Source organism: Corynebacterium sp. 51B (assembly GCF_008930785.1).
Taxonomy (GTDB): Bacteria; Actinomycetota; Actinomycetes; order Mycobacteriales; family Mycobacteriaceae; genus Corynebacterium; species Corynebacterium megadyptis.
This window is the reverse complement of sequence record NZ_PQMK01000001.1, coordinates 667,234-685,231: the sequence shown is the minus strand read 5'-3', so window position 1 is coordinate 685,231 and position 17,998 is coordinate 667,234. Positions and strand designations below refer to the sequence as shown.

Sequence of the window (17,998 nt, the reverse complement as noted above, 5' to 3'; positions counted from 1 at the left end):
ATGGGACAGCGTGGCCATTTTTCTCGATTCCAGCGCAGATCCCCGTTTCGCTGACTACCGCGATCTCAATTCCTCCGACCGCCGCCCCGATGCGCGCGGCGGCAAGGGATTGGTGATCGCCGAAGGCAATCTCGTGAGCGAGCGGCTGCTGCATTCACGCTTCCCCGTGCGCTCCATTGTGGGCTTCGAGCCCAAGCTATCGAACTTCCTCGCTCTCCCCGGGGTACAGGAGGAGATCGCGCGCCGGGATATTCCGGTCTACGCCACCACCCGCGACACCCTCGCCGAGGTGGCGGGCTTTGATCTCCACCGCGGGCTATTGGCAGCCGCGGACCGGCCCGAGCCTCTGGCCGTGGAGCAGGTGATCGACAGCGCTCGCACCCTCGTCATCGCCGAGGGAGTGGGGGACCACGAAAATATCGGCTCCCTCTTCCGCAATGCTGCCGGGCTCGGTGTGGATGGGGTGCTCTTTGGCGCCGGCTGTGCCGATCCGCTCTACCGGCGCGTGGTGCGCGTCTCCATGGGACATGTGCTGCGCCTGCCCTTCGCTCATCTCGAGGGCGGCTACACCACGTGGCAGCGCAGCCTCGAGCAGGTGCGCGCGGCCGGATTCCACATTGTTTCGCTCACCCCCAACCCGGAGGCGGCGTTGCTCAAGGACGCCCTCGTGGACGAGACGGGCCAAGCCTATGAGAAGGTGGCGCTACTCATCGGCGCCGAGGGCCCGGGGCTGACAGAACACGCGATGCGCGCCACCGATATCCGTGCCCGTATTCCCATGGCTGCGGGCACGGACTCGCTCAACGTGGCCACCGCCGCAGCCGTGGCACTCTACGAGCGGGCCCGCAGCCTGTCTTAGGATTCGTCCTCGATGAGGGGACTATCGGAGGCCTCGGTATCCTCGGCCGGTGGCCGGGTGCGCTCATCGCGGCGTGGCGGCGGGGTGGACTCGATGTCGTGTGTCCGTCGCGTCGCCGTCGAGCGGGAGCGGGGCAGCTGCGATGTTCCGCTGCTGCGGGGCCGGTCGGTGTGGCGCAGTTTATCCGAGAGCTGTTCGCCCACCGTCCCGGCAACATCGCGCACCGTGGAGCCGGCCTTGCGCATCCACGACCAGCCAGAGCGCACGACCGCGCCCAGCTCTTCGCCGGTGGAGCGCTCCTCGGTCTGGGTGGAATCGAGAGCATAGTCGTCATAATCCCGATCGGCAGCGCCCAGCCCCAGCTTCGACGACGCCGCCGAGACAATATCGGCGATGCTGCGGGAGCTCGGCGGAGCGGGCTCCACCTTGGGCTCGGGCCGGCCATCGGTGGCATAGCCCACCACATTCACATCCGGCCCGCCCGTGTAGATGCCGAGCCACTCGCGGGTGGCTGCCGCCACCAGATCGATCGGCTCGAAGGGCAAAGCGATACCGCCCACGTTCTCGCTACGCTCGCCCGCCCAGAAGGGGCGTTCGAAGGGCTGGGGGATGCCCTCGTCCTCGTAGACGCGGTCGCGCCGGGCAGCAAACGCCCGGAGCAGTGTATCGCCGCGCCAGTAGGCGAAAGCGCCATAGCCGCGCTCGCGGCTATAAGCAGTGACGATCAGGTCTCGGGCCGGCAGCGAGGAGCGCAGAGCGGGGTCGATATCGGAGATCGTGCGCACATCGGGCAGATAGGTTTGTACCAGCGACAACCCGGGGAAGCCGGCGATATAAAACTCGTTTTCGGACACATCCGTGGAGCGGTTCAAGGAGAACTGCCCGATCGGGGTGATGGGCCAGCGGGGATTCATCTGGGCGAGGTATTTGCGGCCGAAGCCGCGATTCGCCCGAGGCTCGGTGGCGATGACCTCGGCGGGGGTATCGGTGTTGACGAAGAAAAACGTCACTACTGCGGGCCGCTCCATGGCGCCTTAGCTCCTCGGTCGTTTCGTATTCGAGCGCACACCCAAAAGGACGTCTTCCCAATGAGGTGTCTTGGCCTTGCGGCGGCGCCGCTTCGGGGCCTGCTCCTCCGGCGGGTGCTGCAAGAAATCCTCGCCCTCGCCGTCGCTGCTGCGCTCGGGGCCGCGGAACTCTTCGGCATCAGCGAAGTCGGCGGGATCATCGTAGTCCGCGTCCTCCTCCGTATCGCGCACCGAGCTCAGGGCGCGGTTGGGCTGCGAAAATTCCGGATTAATCAGCTCCGAGGCCAGCTGATTGCGCGCCACCGCGGTAGGCGAGGAGGTCATGTGATTGAGATAGGAGTACTCGGCCACATTGGTGCTGCGGCCTACCGTCCACGTCACGGTGATAATCCACTGCCCAGAGGGGTCGCGATAGGCGTCCCAGGCGGCGTCGCTGACATTGTTGCCGCGGGCCGCGAAGGCGGTGGCCAGCACTTCCCACAGGGTGAGTTTGGCGGGGCCATCATCGCGCACTGGGTGCGCCTGCTTGGACATCTCCGCGATCCGGCCGCGCTCGAGCAGCACGGGGTGCGCATAGGGCTCGATGCGGGATTCGGTGACATCATTTTCTTCCGCGAGCTGCGCTATCGTCGCCCCAGCGCGCACCCGTTCCTGAATTTCCCGCGGTCGCATGCGCAGCGGGGTAGTCAAACGGGGATCGACGCTTGTCGACGCCGACTCCTCGGGCGCCTCCGCTGGCGGGGCGGGAGCGGGAGCGGGAGGGGCAGCTGGGGTGGGCTCGGACGAGGAGAGGGCGTCGATAAGCTGTGTGCGCAGCTCATCGCTCACGGCCAAGAACACCTGTTCCTCGTCGAGGTGAAAAACGAGCGAGTTCCGATTGGACTCCGCTGCGTTGAGTTCTAGCTCGCGCATGCACGCTCCCTGCGTCGTTGTGGGACTAACTAACACGTCCAACCTTAATGGAAAACGCGCACGTGGTGGATCACTCACGTGCGCGTGTTCTCTAGCTTTATGCGCTGCTAGAGGGGATTAGTTGAGCGGCTAGCGGGCATCGAGGACATAATCGATGGCCTTGGTCAGCAGCGTGATGTCTGCCGAGTCGATGGCGGGGAACATGCCGATGCGCAGCTGATTGCGTCCCAGCTTGCGGTAGGGCTCCACATCCACGATGCCATTAGCGCGCAGCGTCTTTGCCAGCTGGGCGGCGTCCACACTCTCATCGAAGTCGATGGTGCCGACCACCAACGAGCGCTTCTCCGGGGTAGCGACATACGGGGTGGCTTCGGGGCGGGACTCGGCCCAGTCATAGAGGATGTGGGAGCTGGCGGTGGTGCGCGCCACCATGGCGTCCAAGCCGCCTTGTTCATTCATCCACTGCACCTGGTCGCGCAGCATGAGCAAGCTGGCCACGGCTGGGGTGTTATAGGTCTGGTTCTTGCGCGAATTGTTCACCGCGGTCTGCAGATTCAAAAAGGCGGGGATGAAGCGATCGGAGGCGTTGATCTTCTCGATGCGCTCCAGCGCGCGGGGGCTCATGGCGGCCAGCCACAGCCCGCCGTCGGAGGCGAAGCACTTCTGCGGGGAGAAGTAGTAGACATCGGCCTCGGCGATATCCACGGGCAAGCCGCCGGCGCCGGAGGTGGCGTCGATGGCAATGAGGGCGTCGGTATCGGGGCGGGTCACCGGCATCATCGCGCCAGTGGAGGTTTCGTTGTGTGCCCAGGCCAGCACGTCGACGCCGTCGATGGCCTGCACCTCCGGGGTATCGCCCGGCTCGGATTCCACGATGGCGGGCTGCTCCAGCCACGGCGCGGCCGCAGCAGCGGCGGCAAACTTGCCGGAGAACTCGCCGCAGGTGAAGTGTCCCGAGCGCTGTTCGATGAGGCCGAAGGTGGCGGCATCCCAGAAGGCGGTGGCGCCGCCGAGGGAGAGCACAATCTCATAGCCCTCCGGAAGGGAGAACAGCTCCGCCAAACCGGTGCGGACATCACCCACCACGTCCTTCACGCCGGGCTGGCGGTGGGACGTACCCACAATGCTGCTGCCGCCATCGACGATGGCGCGCAGTTGCTCGGGGCGCACCTTGGAGGGGCCACAGCCAAAACGGCCATCGGCGGGGATCAGTTCAGCGGGAAGAGTAGGAAAGGCCTCAGACATAAATATTTTGATCCTTAAATGACTGCCACGATGGGCACCGGGAAAACACAATAAAACTGCAGCGCGGGGCGCGCTCTGCCTGTTTAGATTAACCAACCAGTGACGGCGGCGGGCAGGGCTTTCACAAAAGGGGGTGACGTGCAGACACCTGTGGCGGGGGTGTTCTATCGGGCAGAGAACGAGGGGCACCCGATGCGCGCTCCCCACGGCCTGTAGTACGAGATCACGCTGCGCGGGGGTAGCGCTAGGGGGAGGCGTCGGTGGATGATTCAGCTGAGAAAAGGGGGGGTGCCGCATGCTAGGACGGCCATCTGCCCAGTACGGCGCGGGTGTGTCGGGGTGGCGGCGCGGCTGCTGCGAGGGAGAATTTGTTGTCCGCGTCACAGACGCTGGTAGACTGTTGCCGTCGGTGCAAGAAATAGCTGCTGAACAGCGGCTATGGGCCAGTACCGGACATGTGTGTCAGCGACGCTTCCCAATAGTGAGAGCGCTGCCCCCAGCTCTCTGCGGGGTCATAAATGCCGACCTAGCAGCGCCATGAGAGCAGCACGCCGGCCCAGGGGGAGTCCCTTGGGTGGCCCATGCGATTCGGGCGAGGCTATGGTCCTCGCCGCGGATGCGTGATTATGTGGGTCGATCCCCACGGCTGCTCGGTCTCTGCCCCTATGCGGAGGTGGGGCGGGTGTGAGGGATGGGCAAGCGCGGGCGCGCATGCAGTCAAAAACGTATAGTGTGACGTACAGGAGCACTTTCGGCCGTGGGTAGTAAAGCTCACGTGTCGATGTGGTCGCGGTCTCGCATGAGGCGGAGGATGCTCGGTTCCGAGCGTCGACAATTATCCGCACACGCCGAGCATCACTCTTTAACCTCCTAATATGAGGAGAGAGCCAGCGCCCATTATCGATCGCGGCCGGTGCGATATATCAACTTAATTGAAAGGGATACTGTGGCTACAGAAAACAAGGAAAAGGCCGTTCTTCACTACCCCGGTGGTGAATTCGAGATGGACATCATCAAGGCCACCGAGGGCAACGACGGTGTTGTTCTCGGTAAGATGCTGCAGGAGACCGGCCTGGTCACCTATGACCCGGGCTATGTGTCTACCGGTTCCACCGCCTCTGACATCACCTACATCGATGGCGCCGAGGGCATTCTGCGCTACCGCGGCTACGCCATCGAGGATCTGGCCGCCAAGGCCACCTTCAACGAGGTGTCCTACCTGCTGATTCACGGCGAGCTTCCCACCCGGGAGCAGCTGGCTAAGTTCAATGACGACATTCGTCACCACACCCTGCTGGACGAGGACTTCAAGGCGCAATTTAACGTCTTCCCGCGCAACGCCCACCCGATGGCAGTGCTGGCCTCCTCCCTTAACATCCTCTCCACCTATTACCAGGATGAGCTCGACCCGCTGAACGAGGATCACCTCGATAAGGCCACCGTGCGCCTCATGGCTAAGGTGCCGATGCTGGCTGCCTATGCTCACCGCGCCCGCCACGGTCAGCCGTATATGTACCCGGACAACTCGCTCAACGCCCGCGCTAACTTCCTGCGCATGATGTTCGGCTTCCCCACCGAGCCCTACGAGATCGACCCGCTCATGGTCAAGGCCCTGGATCAGCTGCTGATCCTGCACGCCGATCACGAGCAGAACTGCTCCACCTCCACCGTGCGTATGGTGGCCTCCGCGCAGTCCAATATGTTCGTCTCCGTGGCCGCTGGTATCAACGCTCTGTCCGGCCCGCTGCACGGCGGCGCCAACCAGGCTGTTCTCGAGATGCTCGATGACATCAAGGAGAACAATGGCGGCGACGCTACCGACTTCATGAACCGCGTGAAGAACAAGGAAAAGGGCGTCCGCCTGATGGGCTTCGGCCACCGCGTGTACAAGAACTACGACCCGCGCGCCGCCATCATCAAGGACACCGCCCACGAGCTGCTGGAGAAGACCGGCGGAGACGAGGCACTTGAGCTGGCCATGAAGCTGGAGGAGATCGCCCTCAACGACGATTACTTCATCTCCCGCAAGCTCTACCCGAACGTGGACTTCTACACCGGCCTCATCTACCGCGCCATGGGCTTCCCGACGGACTTCTTCACCGTCCTCTTCGCCATGGGCCGTCTGCCCGGCTGGATCGCCCAGTACCGCGAGCTCGTGGAGAACCCGGCCTCCAAGATCTACCGCCCGCGTCAGGTCTACACCGGCCAGCCGCTGCGTGAGTTCGTGCCCCGCTCTGAGCGCGGCTAATAACCCGCATTACCGCGCTATTTAAGCGCCAGTCACCGCCGTCCTTCACCCGAAGGGCGGCGGTTTCTCATGCTCGCGGGAGGGCGCCGCGGGGCGCCTCCACGGCAAGAAATTATTCGGGGTTGAGTTATTTCTTAGGTACACTGGGTGCGTAACCCAGCCCGAGAGGCTGCCATCAGGCGTGCGGTCATCCGCTCGCTGCTGGCATGCAAGCGGGGGCGAGGCCACTCATTGTGCGCGGCCTGCCGCCCCACCGCTCACGCGGGCACGCACCGTCGGGTGCGGCACGTGTGTCTGGGCGCGAGTGCACATACATATGTAACAGGAGTGAATTCATGGACAAGCCACAGATTGACGTTCAACAGGGGCCTGCACCTGAGGACATCGTGATCGAGGACCTCGTGGTCGGCGATGGCGAAGAGGCTCAGCCGGGCGGCCTGGTGGAGGTTCACTACGTGGGCGTCGATTTCGAGACCGGTGAGGAGTTCGACTCCTCGTGGGATCGTGGCCAGGCTATCGAATTTCCGCTGTCCGGCCTCATCGCCGGCTGGCAGGAGGGCATCCCCGGGATGAAGGTGGGCGGCCGTCGCCAGCTCACCATCCCGCCGGAGGCCGCCTATGGCCCCGCCGGTGGCGGTCACCCGCTCTCCGGCCGAACCTTGGTGTTCGTGATTGACCTGCTCTCTGTCGGCTAATCACCACCACGGCACGAAAGAGTACAACACCGCCGCGGATACTGTTCTCTCCTCGCGGGGCGAGAGTATCCGCGGCGGTGTTTATGTGCGATCGGGGTGCGCCGAGCTTAAGGCTGCATCTCGGCGAGCTTCTCATAGCCTTGGAAGCGGTGCTCGCGGCCGACCAGCTTCACGTTGTGCTCTAGGTTCCACAGCGTGTAATCGACCGCCTCCAAGATGCGGGTGATGAACTCCTCGGGGTTGTCGGCGGCGTCCCCGCCCGCAGCACCATCTGGCCCCTCGGGAACAATGCCGGAGACAATACCGGCGTTCATGAGACACACCGCGCTGACGTCCTGGGCATCCATCATCTCGGCCGCGTGGTGCACATCGCGGTAGATGATCGCCGAGGCTCCTTCGGGCGGCAGCGGGGAGAGCCAGCCATGCTCGGCGCTGATCACCGCATCAGAGGGCAGCATCGCCAGCGCGCCGCCGCCACAACCCTGGCCCAGAATCACGGACACCGTGGGCACGTCCACGCTGACCAGCTCATTCAAGGTTCGGGAGATGGAACCAGCCATACCCGCCTCCTCGGCTTCGCGGGAGAGCTCCGCGCCGGGAGTGTCGATGAAGGAAATCAAAGGAATATTGAGCTCATGCGCCAGCTGGATGCCGCGGCGGGCGAAGCGCAGCGCTGCGGGGCCGAGCTCGCTGACGGCGTGCGGCGGCTGGGCGTGCCGGTCTTGGCCCATGATCACCACGGGGCGGCCGCCGAGCGTGGCGATGCCTACCTGCACGGCAGGGGAGTGGCGGCCATCGCCGGTGCCATTGAGCTCGATATAGCTATCGGCGAGCACCGCGAGCACATCCCGCAGGCCGGGGCGATCGCTGCGGCGGGTAGCCACAATCGAATCCCAAGCCGAATGCTCCGGTTCATAGCCCTGCTCGGCGGTGATGAGATACTCCGGGCGGGCGGGGGCGTGCTGCTGCGGATCAGGGGTGAGGGTGGTGACGAGCTTGATCACGCTCGCGCGGAGCTCCGCGGGGTTAATCACGCCGTCGATCACGCCGTGGGTGGCGAGGTTCTCCCCAGTCTGCACCCCAGGCGGCATGGGCTTGCCGGTGGTCAGCTCGACCACGCGCGGGCCTAAGAAACCGAGGAGTGCCCCTGGCTCGGCGAAGGTGAGGTTACCGGCCGACCCCCAGGAGGCCATCACGCCGCCAGTGGTGGGATTGCGCAGATACACCAAGAAGGGCAGGTGCTTGTCCTTGTGGCGATACACAGCGGTGGTGATGGAGACCATCAAAGAGAATGCAGGGGTGCCTTCCTGCATGCGGGTGCCACCGGAGGAAGGGGAGATCAGTAGCGGCAGATTTTCCGCGGTGGCGCGGTGGATGCCGTCGATGATGCGGCGAGCCGTGGCGGCGCCGATCGAGCCGCCGAGGAAACGGAACTCTCCGAGCACGCAGGCCACGCGGTGACCGGCGACCCTGCCCTCCCCGATGATCACGGCCTCGTCTACCCCGGATTTCTCGCGGGCCCGCGCTAGCGAATCCTTATAGGCATCGTCGATATCGCCGTAGTTCGGCGTGGTGCCCCAATTCTGGAAAGAATCGGGATCGAGTACTTCATCAATCAGCTGCTGCGCGCTCGTATGTCCCATACTGGGTGAGCTTATCCGCACGCACCCCAAAGCGGGGTCCAATGAAGCAAAAAATCCTGCGCTAGGCCGCCGAGTTACACCCACGTGCGGGTGTGGTGGCAGCAGGCTGCGCGGGACTGCGATGGCAGCATCGAGGCTGTGCACGCAGTATCAGCGGGGCGCTGAGAGGGCCGTAGCTGGAGGCCACAATGATCACACCGCAAGGTGTGCCCGCCGCATGCGGACGACGCCGACCGCCACCGCGACGAGGCGGGGAGGTCGGCGTCGATAAGCGTGTGCCGGCTAGGCCGAACGCACGTTTTTGACTGCGCTGAGCCACGAGATGGCGCTGCCGGAGTGCAGCACCGAGTTGCGGTAGATCCGGGAGGTGAGCCAGCTGACGGCGAAGGTGGTGAGCACCAGCACTAGGGCACTGGCCGCCAGCTGCAGCGCGGAAAGGTTACCCGCGGCGTATTGCAGTGGGGCGAGGCCCACCGAGAAGGGCGGAATCCAGGTCGCGATCTCCATGAACGTGCTGTCCAGCTTGGAAAAGCCGAACATGGGGGTGTACGTCATAGCCAAGGCCAGCAGCAGCGCGGGTAGCTGGGCCGACTGGTAGTCCTCCATGCTCGATACCAGCGATCCTGCGGCGGCGTAGACCAGGCCGAAGAAGATGAAACCGAGGATGAAGAAGAGCACGAGAATGGGAATGATCGAGGGGTCGAAGTCGAGGTCATCCGTCAGCCCCGCGGCCCACACGGCGCCGATACCGGCGGAAAAGAGCACCGTGACCATGCCTAAGGCGACGAGCCCGATACCCAGCACCTTGCCCCAGAGGAAATCGAGGGGGCGCACCGTGGCCAGAATAATCTCGATGACGCGCGAGCTTTTTTCTTCCATCACGGCGGTGCCGATCATGGCGGCAAACATCAAAATAGCGAGGACGAGAAGAAAAACGCCTACGAGCGCGACCACTCGGTTACCCAAGGTGTCGGGATCGCCAAAAAATCCCGCGTCGCCGTCGCCGACCTGCACCGGGATGAGCTGGGTGGCGGCCATGGCTGCGGGGTCGATGCCTTGGGATTCTAAAAACGCCTCGGCGCGAGTGGCGTTGAGCTGCTCCAGCAGCCCGGTGGGAAGCTCCCCGGTGTAGAGCAGCTCCGAGCCGGACTCCGCGGGAACCACCACGGCATCAAGACGCGGGGCATTGTCCTCTTCATCGGAGGCCCGCAGTGCCTCCTCGGCGCTGGCGCGGTCAGGGATACTGGGATCTTCGCCCAACACGGCAACTACCGGAGAATCAGAGGCGGTGTCCTCATCGTCGGAATTGATATAACCCACAACTCCGCCCACCACCGAAATGGCGAGCATCAAGCCGAGCATGACCCACAGGCTCTTTGATTTCAGCAGTTTCGCTGCCTCGCGCCTGATCACGAGTCCGATCGTGGAGAAAGCGGAATAGGAATTCATTGCGACACAACCTCCTGGAAGAGCGCGGTGAGTGAGGGCAGGCGACGGCCAAAGTGGTGCACGGGGCCGGCGGCCAGCGCCGCACGGAGCAGCTCCTGATCATCGAAGCCGCCAGTGCTGTGTGTGGTCTCTTCGGAGATCGACAGCACAACCGTCTCATGGTGGCGTTCCACGAGCTCCACACCGGCGAGCCCCTCCCACCACGCGGTGGTGGACGGGCTGGTGATCTCATAGAGCACCGGCCCAGAATGCCGCAGCTCATCGACGCTACCTTGAGCCATCATGCGGCCACCGCTGATGATGCCCACGCGATCACACAAACGCTGCACCAGATCCAGCTGGTGCGAAGAAAACACCACCGGAATGCCCTGCTGGGCGCGTTCCCGCAGCGAGTTGGACATCACCTCAACGGCCACGGGGTCGAGGCCGCTAAAAGGCTCGTCGAGGATCAGCACCTGCGGATCAAAGACCAGCGCCGCGGCGAGCTGCACCCGCTGCTGATTACCCAAAGACAGCTGCTCCAATTTGTCCTTCGCGCGATCACTGAGACCCAGCCGCTCGAGCAGCTCGGCGGTATTGCGTTTGGCGGCGGCAGCATCGAGCCCGTGCAGTCGTGCGAAATAGTGCAGCTGCTCTGCCACCTTTTGCTTGGGGTAGAGCCCGCGTTCCTCGGGCATGTAGCCAAAGCTGCGGCGCAGGGCGTCGTCGACGGTCCGTGAACCCAAGCGCACCTCGCCAGAATCGGCGGTGAGCACGCCAAGAGCGATGCGCATCGTGGTGGTCTTGCCAGCGCCGTTGGAGCCGACAAAGCCGTAGATCTCGCCTGGGGCGACGGAAAAACTCATGTCCTGCAGCGCTACGACATCGCCATAGCGCTTGGTCAATCCATCTATGTGGAGTGTGGTGTCGTGCATACTCTGGTGTTCTTCCCTCATAGCCGTGGTGTGAACTCACGCATGGACATTTTTTCAACAATCACGTAGGTATACCTTAAATGACGGGTTGGAAACCTGCCATGGTGGACGACTAGGTAGTGGCTATAGCCCTTGGCGCGGGACAGGGGCACAATGGAAACTATGTCTACTTGCGTTCCCGCCATCACTCTCAACGACGCCACCCCTATCCCGCAGCTCGGTCTGGGCTTGTGGAAGATCGACCCGGATGAATGCGACACAGTCATCCGCACTGCTATCGAGGCAGGGTATCGCCACTTTGATTGTGCGGCGATCTATAAGAATGAGGAGGCGGTAGGTGCGGCCCTACGCGCAGCGATTGCCGCCGGTGATGTGGAACGCGATGAGCTCTTCGTGGTGTCGAAGGTGTGGAATAACCAGCAGGGCTTTGAGGAAACAGGGGAGGCCTTCAACCAAAGTCTGCAGCGACTCGGCCTCGACTATCTCGATATGTACATGGTGCACTGGCCCTGCGCCGATAAAGACACCTACCGCGCCAGCTTCGAGGCGATTGCCCAGCTCCAAGGGCTGGGGAGGGTACAGACCGTGGGCGTCTGCAACTTCTATGAGGAGACTCTCGACAGCATCATCGCCGATACCGGCATTACTCCCGCGATCAATCAGATCGAGCTCCACCCCGGGTTCTCGCAGCACCAGCTCGTGGACTATCACCACCACCACGGCATCGTTACTGAGTGCTGGTCGCCGCTGGGCCAGGGCGAGATCCTCAGTCATCCCATCTTGGGAGAGATCGCCGAGCACCATGGGGTCAGCCCTGCCCAGGTGGCGCTGCGCTGGAGCCTGCAGCAGGACCGCATCGTGATTCCGCGCTCGCGCACGCCCGAGCGGATTTGGGAGAATATCGATGTCTTCTCCTTCACCCTCAGCGGGGAGGAACTGCGGCGGATCACCGCCATGGATCAGGGCGAGGGCGCCGGCCGTGTGGGGCCCGATCCCCGCGAGTTCAGCTAAGCGCCTCCAGCTGGGCGCAGCTGGGAAAGCGCTGTGAATCCCCGTCTTGGGCCCTCACGCAGAGCAGTTACGCTGAGCACAGGGGGTAGACTACGGAGCTCATGGAGGTAGACACCACACGGGCAATCACTCCCGCCGCAGGCTTGACCTCGGCGCAGGTGGTCGAGCGGTGCGAGCGCGGCCAGGTGAACGTGACGCTGCGGCGCACCGGCCGGCGCACCCGCGACATTATTTATTCCAATGTGTTCACCCGGATCAACGCCATCCTCGGGGTGCTCTTCGTTATTGTGGCGACCACGGGTTCCTTTATTAATGGCGCCTTCGGTCTGCTCATTATCGCCAACTCGAGCATTGGCATCATTCAGGAGCTGCGGGCCAAGCGCACCTTGGACCGGCTGACGATCCTCGGCGAAGAGGATCCGAAGGTGATCCGCGATGGGGCCACGGCCGAGATCCCGCGCGATTCTATTGTGCTCGACGATCTCATCGATATTGGTGCCGGCGATCAGCTGGTGGTGGACGGCGTGGTGCGCAGCTCTGAGGGGCTGGAGATCAATGAATCGATGCTCACCGGCGAGTCCGAGCCGATCAAGAAATCCGTGGGCGATCCGCTCTACTCCGGTTCCTTTGTGGCCGCAGGCTTTGGCACCTTCCAGGCCACCGGCATCGGCGAGGATGCCTATGCCACCAAGCTGATACGCGACGCTGGGCGTTTCACCCTCACCGACTCCGAGCTGCAAAACGGGATCAACAAGATCCTGCGGATCATCACGTGGCTGCTTATTCCCACGGGGCTGCTCGCGATCTACACCCAGCTGGTGCGTACCGGCAATCCATTGCGCGAGTCCCTGCTGGCGATGGTGGCGGCGTTGGTGCCGATGGTGCCCGAGGGGCTCGTGCTGATGACCTCGATTGCCTTTGCCGTCGGCGTGGTGCGCTTAGGCAAGCGCCAAGCGCTGGTGAATGAGCTGCCCGCCATCGAAGGTTTGGCGCGGGTGGATGTGGTGTGCGCGGATAAAACCGGCACGCTCACGGAAAACCGCATGGGCTATACCGGCCTTGATGTGGTGGCGGATGCTAGACGACGCCGCCCCGCGGCCGAGTATGAGGCCACGATGCTCGCGATGGCCAAGGCCGATAAACGCCCCAATGACACCATGCAGGCCATCGCCGAGGCGCTGCAGCACTCCCGCGCCGACGCGCCGGGAGAGCCCAGCCCGCTGCCGCAGGTGAGTGAGCATATCGCTTTCGATTCCACCAAGAAGTACTCGGGTGTGGAGCTGGCCTCCGGCGAGTGCTGGCTGCTGGGAGCACCCGATGTGCTGGCTCCCGAGTCGCGCGCAGCCGATGAGCATATGCAGCTCGGCCAGCGCGTGCTCTTGCTCGGGAGGAAAACAGAGGCGGAGTTCGAGCCTCATGCCTTGGTGATTCTGGAGCAGGTGATTCGCCCCGAGGCCCGCGCCACCCTCGATTACTTCGCCAAAGAAAAGGTGCAGCTGAAGATCATCTCGGGCGATAACGCGGTATCGGTGGGGGCGGTGGCCCGGTCCCTGGGTATCTCGACCGAGGCAATCGATGCCCGCGAGCTTCCCACTGACCCCGAGGAGTTTCGGGCGGCCGTGGAGCGCGGCCGCGTGTTCGGCCGCGTGACTCCAGAGATGAAAAAGCAGATGGTGCTCGCGCTCAAGGAATCCGGGCACACGGTCGCGATGACGGGCGATGGCGTGAACGATGTGCTGGCGTTGAAGGAAGCCTCCATTGGTATCGCCATGGGGTCGGGATCGCCGGCGGCCCGCTCGGTGGCCCAGCTGGTATTGCTGGATAATCGCTTTTCCACGCTGCCGCATGTGGTGGCCGAGGGGCGCCGGGTGATTGGCAATATCGAGCGCGTGGCCAATCTCTTCCTCACAAAGACGGTCTACTCCGTAATCTTGGCGCTGGTCACCGGCATATTCGGCGTTGTGTACCCCTTCCAACCCATCCATGTGACCATGATCGGCTGGTTCACCATTGGTATTCCCGCCTTCATCCTCTCCCTGGCGCCCAACCACGAGCGCGCCCGGCCCGGCTTCGTAAGCCGAGTGCTGCGTCTGGCCATGCCCTCCGGGGTGGTCATCGGGCTCGGAGTGTCCTTGTGGTGGATGCTGATTTCTTCTTCGCCGCATGGCTCTGGGGTGGATCAGCACGAGGCCACCGCGGCGCTGGCCGCTCTGCTCATCATGGCCTGGTGGGTGCTCGTGGTGGTTTCACGCCCGCTGAACTGGTGGAAGATGCTGCTCATCGGGGTCTCCGGCTTGGCCTATGTGGCGCTTTTTGCCGTGCCCTTCAGCGCCCATATTTTGCTTCTCGACGCCCATCTCTCGCCACTATTCCTGCAATCCGTGGCGGTCGGCGTTGCTGGGGCCGTGCTGGTGGAGCTGCTGTGGCGGGTGAATCAGGCGGCCTCGCGGCGTGAGGCACAGCGTGATCGCGAGCGTCACTGACCTCCGGAACTCCAGAAAACCGGCTTAAGCTGAAGAAACATCACATTTACCTGAGGCTGTCGCGGCGCGGCAGCCTCTCTGTGTGCGCGTGAAAAGCTAGCGAAGCTCGCAATCTAAAGGTTCGCAAACTTAACAGAAGGATCCTGTCCGCCTTATCGGGGGTGGTGGTAGGACCTTTCTTGGTGCAGGTAATTCGGTAGTGGGGGCAGTGATTCAGCGCTCTGTAGATAAAAAATGATTCGTAGATCACACATTGCAATGTGAGCTAGGTAATTTGTTTGCTAGGGCGTTCAAATCTGAGAGAGCGCTGAAAGAAAGCATCGAGCTTCATCATCGCTTGCGCTAGACGCTAGATAGGAAAAAGCATGACTAATACTGCACCACCACCACCGGAGGCTCAACAGCCTCGGAGAAAGCACGAACCCACCGCGCAGGAGTTCCGCGAGATGCAGAAGAACCCGGAGTTTCAAGAGCTGCGCTCTACCTTCCGGTCCTTCGCTTTCCCCATGTCCGTAGCCTTCCTCGTGTGGTACGTCGCCTTTGTGCTGCTGGCCACCTATGCTCCCAGTCTCTTGGCCGTGAAGGTGTATGGAGCGGTGAATCTCGGCATCGTTCTCGGCGCACTTCAGTTCTTCACCACGTTCTTGATCACGTGGATCTACGTGCGCTACGCGAATAAGAACATCGAGCCGAAGGCCGCTCATATTCGTCAACTCATGGAAGGCTAAGGAGGCGAAGATTAAATGAACATCACTTATTTAGCGAGCGAGTCCAATCTCGCAGCAGAAGCAACTAGTACTGGCAACCCGATTCTGAACATCGGAATCTTCGCACTCTTCATCGTGGTCACCATGACCGTGGTGGTGAAGGCCGGTCGAACCACGAAGGAAGCCAGCGACTTCTACACCGGTGGCGCGAGCTTCTCCGGTACCCAGAATGGTCTCGCCATCGCCGGCGATTACCTCTCCGCCGCATCCTTCCTCGGTATCGTGGGCGCGATTGCGATCTCCGGCTACGACGGCTTCCTCTATTCCATCGGCTTCTTCGTGGCATGGCTGATCGCCCTGCTGCTGGTGGCCGAGCCACTGCGTAACACCGGCCGCTTCACCATGGCCGATGTGCTCTCTTTCCGTCTGCGTCAGCGCCCCGTGCGCCTCGCCGCGGCCTTCGGCACCATGTTCGTGTCGCTGTTTTATCTCATCGCTCAGATGGCAGGCGCCGGCTCTCTGGTGTCCGTCCTTCTCGATATCCATGACCCCACGGCCCAGGCCGTTGTGGTTGCCGTGGTGGGCATCATCATGATCGCCTACGTGCTTATCGGCGGTATGAAGGGCACCACCTACGTGCAGATGATTAAGGCCGTGCTGCTGGTGAGCGGCGTGGGCATCATGACGGTGCTCATCTTCTTCAACATCAAGGGCGGCCTGTCCGACCTCTTCGATTCCGCTGTTGCGGCCCACGCCAGCTCGGATCTTCTCGCCTCGAAGGGCTATGAAGCCAGCGCGATCTTGGATCCGGGTCTGAAGTACGGTGGCTCCATCACCACCAAGCTGGACTTCCTCTCCTTGGGCTTGGCGCTGGTGCTGGGTACCGCTGGTCTACCGCACGTGCTCATGCGCTTCTACACCGTGCCGACCGCACGGGAAGCTCGTAAGTCCGTGACCTGGGCTATCGTGCTCATCGGTTCCTTCTACCTGATGACTCTGGTGCTCGGCTACGCCGCTGCCGCACTGGTGGGCCCGGACCGGATCCTCAATGCCCCGGGTGGCGCCAATGCCGCCGCACCGCTGCTGGCGCTGGAGTTGGCTGGACCGCTGTTCATGGCAGCCATCGCCGCTGTGGCCTTCGCTACCGTGTTGGCTGTGGTCGCTGGTCTGGCTATTACCGCCTCCGCTTCGGTGGCGCACGACATCTATCACTCGGTGATCCGCAATGGTGAATCCACCGAGGCCGAGCAGGTGCGCGTCTCTCGTATCACCGTGGTGGTCATCGGTGCCCTGTCCATCGTGCTGGGTATCCTCGCGATGAACCAGAACGTGGCCTTCCTGGTCTCCCTGGCCTTCGCGGTCGCCGCCTCGGCGAACCTGCCGACCATTCTGTACTCGCTGTACTGGAAGCGCTTCAACACCGTGGGCGCCTGCGCCTCCATCTACACCGGTCTGATTGCTACGCTGGTACTGATCTTCTTCTCCCCAGCGGTCTCCGGTGCCCCGAGCGCAATGTTCCCCGATGCAGACTGGTCGTGGTTCCCGCTGACGAGCCCGGGTCTGGTCTCCATCCCGGCCGCCTTCCTTGCCGGCATCATCGGCACCTACTTGGGTAAGTCGGACAATATGGAAGACCTCCAGGCAGAGATGGAAGTTCGTTCCCTCACCGGTGTGGGCGTCGAAGCCCCAGTGGATCACTAAGATTCCTACCGCAGCCTCTGTGAAACGAGGCCTGCCGGCACACCGCTGATTTGCAGCCCCGCGCTGAGCACAGTCCGTGCTCGGTGTGGGGCTGTCGTCGTGTCAGCAGTATTTGTAGGTATGCGCTGGGGTTTCTTAGAATGGCCCCCATGTCGTCGACTTCCCACGGCTCACGCCCCGCATCGTGGTCTCGAGCGCTGGTGCTTGCACCAGCGTTCTTTCTCGTCGGCGCCCTCTTCCTGCTTCCCTCGGTGGGGGTGGCACGCAGCCCAGAGCCGCTGCACTATGCCACCGAGCCCACCGCTCCAGCTGCGCCTACGGCGCCTATCTATCGCTACCCCGTGGAGCCGGCGCCACTGCCGCTGGACAATGATGTCTTTGGCACCCATGCGGCCGGTTCGCAGGTGAGCTTCGTGCGGCTCTCCGATGGCGAGCACCACGGCACCGCCAATGAGCGCTTCGCGCGCCCCGCGCTCAGCCTGATCAAGCTCTACATCGCGGATTATGTGCTCGACCACGGTAGCGCCACGGAAAGAAAGCAGGCGCTGACCATGGTGCGCGATTCCAGCGATAGCATCGCCGCCGCGCTCTATGAGTCCTATCCGGAGGCCATCGACACAACCGCCACCCGCTATGACTTGCAGTCCACCCGCGCAAACTCCAAGTGGGGCTACAGCGTGACCTCCACCTATGACATGTGTTTCTTCCTCGCCCAGAAACTCGAGGAGGATCCGAACTCGCCGCTTCTGCGCGCCATGCGCACAGCGAAGCCGGTGGCCGCGGATGGCTATAAGCAGAACTTCGGCACCAGCACCCTCCCCGGTGCGGAGGGATCGAAGTGGGGATGGTCGAATAGCCGCACGCTACACTCCTCCGTTACCTTCGGTGCGGACTATGTGGCTGCCGCGGCCATTGCCGGCTCCGCCGAGGATCTCACCGACCTCGCCAACCAGCAGCTCGCGGAGCTCGTTCCCGAGCAATCCGCGGATACCTAGCAGGGCGGGGGAAAGGCAGGGGAAAGCGTCGATAAGCGAAAACCCCTGTCGGTTGTATATCCTGTGACATTCGCATGCGGATACCGCAGCCTATAGCCTTAGAGCTGT

General features: G+C 63.0%; 14 protein-coding genes. 8 read left to right on the top strand and 6 right to left on the bottom strand.

Features of this window, described 5'->3' with window-relative positions; genetic code table 11:
- The first annotated feature begins 10 nt into the window (after positions 1-10).
- A complete protein-coding gene (locus GBB14_RS02945) occupies positions 11-859 on the top strand; it encodes an RNA methyltransferase (protein WP_151530444.1) in 849 nt (282 codons plus the stop codon).
- Here GBB14_RS02945 and GBB14_RS02940 read toward each other — a convergent pair.
- The 3 genes from GBB14_RS02940 to serC form a co-directional block, all read right to left on the bottom strand.
- The gene (locus tag GBB14_RS02940) at positions 856-1,869 is read right to left on the bottom strand and encodes a hypothetical protein (protein WP_192796234.1); all 1,014 of its coding nucleotides are present in this window, start codon (positions 1,867-1,869) and stop codon (positions 856-858) included. The genes GBB14_RS02945 and GBB14_RS02940 overlap by 4 nt on opposite strands.
- Positions 1,870-1,893: 24 nt before the next feature.
- Entirely contained in the window at positions 1,894-2,799 is a 906-nt protein-coding gene (gene sepH, locus GBB14_RS02935) for a septation protein SepH (protein WP_151588404.1), read from the bottom strand.
- Positions 2,800-2,928: 129 nt separating this feature from the next.
- Positions 2,929-4,044 carry a phosphoserine transaminase gene (gene serC, locus GBB14_RS02930; RefSeq protein ID WP_151530010.1) on the bottom strand — a complete coding sequence of 372 codons (1,116 nt, stop codon included), beginning with the start codon at positions 4,042-4,044 and terminating at the stop codon, positions 2,929-2,931.
- Between the two features lie 946 nt (positions 4,045-4,990).
- Here serC and GBB14_RS02925 point away from each other — a divergent pair.
- Both GBB14_RS02925 and fkpA read left to right on the top strand, forming a co-directional pair.
- A complete protein-coding gene (locus GBB14_RS02925) occupies positions 4,991-6,292 on the top strand; it encodes a citrate synthase (protein ID WP_192796203.1) in 1,302 nt (433 codons plus the stop codon).
- A 335-nt stretch (positions 6,293-6,627) separates the two neighbouring features.
- On the top strand, positions 6,628-6,987 hold the full coding sequence (gene fkpA / locus GBB14_RS02920; RefSeq protein WP_151530011.1) for an FKBP-type peptidyl-prolyl cis-trans isomerase FkpA: 360 nt from the start codon (positions 6,628-6,630) through the stop codon (positions 6,985-6,987).
- Between the two features lie 107 nt (positions 6,988-7,094).
- Here fkpA and GBB14_RS02915 read toward each other — a convergent pair whose 3' ends face one another.
- From GBB14_RS02915 to GBB14_RS02905, 3 genes are all read right to left on the bottom strand, one after another.
- Complete coding sequence (locus GBB14_RS02915; protein ID WP_151530012.1) at positions 7,095-8,630, bottom strand: carboxyl transferase domain-containing protein; 1,536 nt, start codon at positions 8,628-8,630, stop codon at positions 7,095-7,097.
- A gap of 282 nt (positions 8,631-8,912) precedes the next feature.
- A complete protein-coding gene (locus GBB14_RS02910; RefSeq protein ID WP_151530013.1) occupies positions 8,913-10,079 on the bottom strand; it encodes an ABC transporter permease in 1,167 nt (388 codons plus the stop codon).
- Positions 10,076-10,993 carry an ABC transporter ATP-binding protein gene (locus GBB14_RS02905; protein WP_151530014.1) on the bottom strand — a complete coding sequence of 306 codons (918 nt, stop codon included), beginning with the start codon at positions 10,991-10,993 and terminating at the stop codon, positions 10,076-10,078. Before GBB14_RS02905 ends, GBB14_RS02910 begins: the two co-directional genes overlap by 4 nt.
- Before the next feature lie 162 nt (positions 10,994-11,155).
- Here GBB14_RS02905 and GBB14_RS02900 point away from each other — a divergent pair, with 162 nt between their 5' ends.
- The 5 genes from GBB14_RS02900 to GBB14_RS02880 all read left to right on the top strand — a co-directional run bounded on the left by GBB14_RS02900 (position 11,156) and on the right by GBB14_RS02880 (position 17,890).
- Positions 11,156-12,004: an aldo/keto reductase gene (locus GBB14_RS02900; protein WP_151530015.1), complete on the top strand. Its 849-nt coding sequence runs from the start codon at positions 11,156-11,158 to the stop codon at positions 12,002-12,004.
- A 101-nt stretch (positions 12,005-12,105) separates the two neighbouring features.
- On the top strand, positions 12,106-14,487 hold the full coding sequence (locus GBB14_RS02895) for an HAD-IC family P-type ATPase (protein WP_151530016.1): 2,382 nt from the start codon (positions 12,106-12,108) through the stop codon (positions 14,485-14,487).
- Between the two features lie 365 nt (positions 14,488-14,852).
- Positions 14,853-15,215 (top strand): DUF485 domain-containing protein, encoded by a 363-nt coding sequence (locus GBB14_RS02890; RefSeq protein ID WP_151530017.1) that lies wholly within the window; start codon positions 14,853-14,855, stop codon positions 15,213-15,215.
- A 15-nt stretch (positions 15,216-15,230) separates the two neighbouring features.
- Complete coding sequence (locus GBB14_RS02885; RefSeq protein ID WP_151530018.1) at positions 15,231-16,895, top strand: cation acetate symporter; 1,665 nt, start codon at positions 15,231-15,233, stop codon at positions 16,893-16,895.
- Between the two features lie 149 nt (positions 16,896-17,044).
- On the top strand, positions 17,045-17,890 hold the full coding sequence (locus GBB14_RS02880) for a hypothetical protein (RefSeq protein ID WP_151530019.1): 846 nt from the start codon (positions 17,045-17,047) through the stop codon (positions 17,888-17,890).
- Positions 17,891-17,998 lie beyond the last annotated feature (108 nt).

Bases quoted from the DNA above. Each gene is read 5' to 3' on its own strand.
- GBB14_RS02910 (WP_151530013.1), bottom strand. From the start codon at position 10,079: ATGAATTCCTATTCCGCTTTCTCCACGATCGGACTCGTGATCAGGCGC.
- GBB14_RS02905 (WP_151530014.1), bottom strand. From the start codon at position 10,993: ATGCACGACACCACACTCCACATAGATGGATTGACCAAGCGCTATGGC.
- fkpA (WP_151530011.1), top strand. From the start codon at position 6,628: ATGGACAAGCCACAGATTGACGTTCAACAGGGGCCTGCACCTGAGGAC.
- serC (WP_151530010.1), bottom strand. From the start codon at position 4,044: ATGTCTGAGGCCTTTCCTACTCTTCCCGCTGAACTGATCCCCGCCGAT.
- GBB14_RS02880 (WP_151530019.1), top strand. From the start codon at position 17,045: ATGTCGTCGACTTCCCACGGCTCACGCCCCGCATCGTGGTCTCGAGCG.
- GBB14_RS02915 (WP_151530012.1), bottom strand. From the start codon at position 8,630: ATGGGACATACGAGCGCGCAGCAGCTGATTGATGAAGTACTCGATCCC.
- GBB14_RS02885 (WP_151530018.1), top strand. From the start codon at position 15,231: ATGAACATCACTTATTTAGCGAGCGAGTCCAATCTCGCAGCAGAAGCA.
- GBB14_RS02890 (WP_151530017.1), top strand. From the start codon at position 14,853: ATGACTAATACTGCACCACCACCACCGGAGGCTCAACAGCCTCGGAGA.
- GBB14_RS02895 (WP_151530016.1), top strand. From the start codon at position 12,106: ATGGAGGTAGACACCACACGGGCAATCACTCCCGCCGCAGGCTTGACC.
- sepH (WP_151588404.1), bottom strand. From the start codon at position 2,799: ATGCGCGAGCTAGAACTCAACGCAGCGGAGTCCAATCGGAACTCGCTC.
- GBB14_RS02900 (WP_151530015.1), top strand. From the start codon at position 11,156: ATGTCTACTTGCGTTCCCGCCATCACTCTCAACGACGCCACCCCTATC.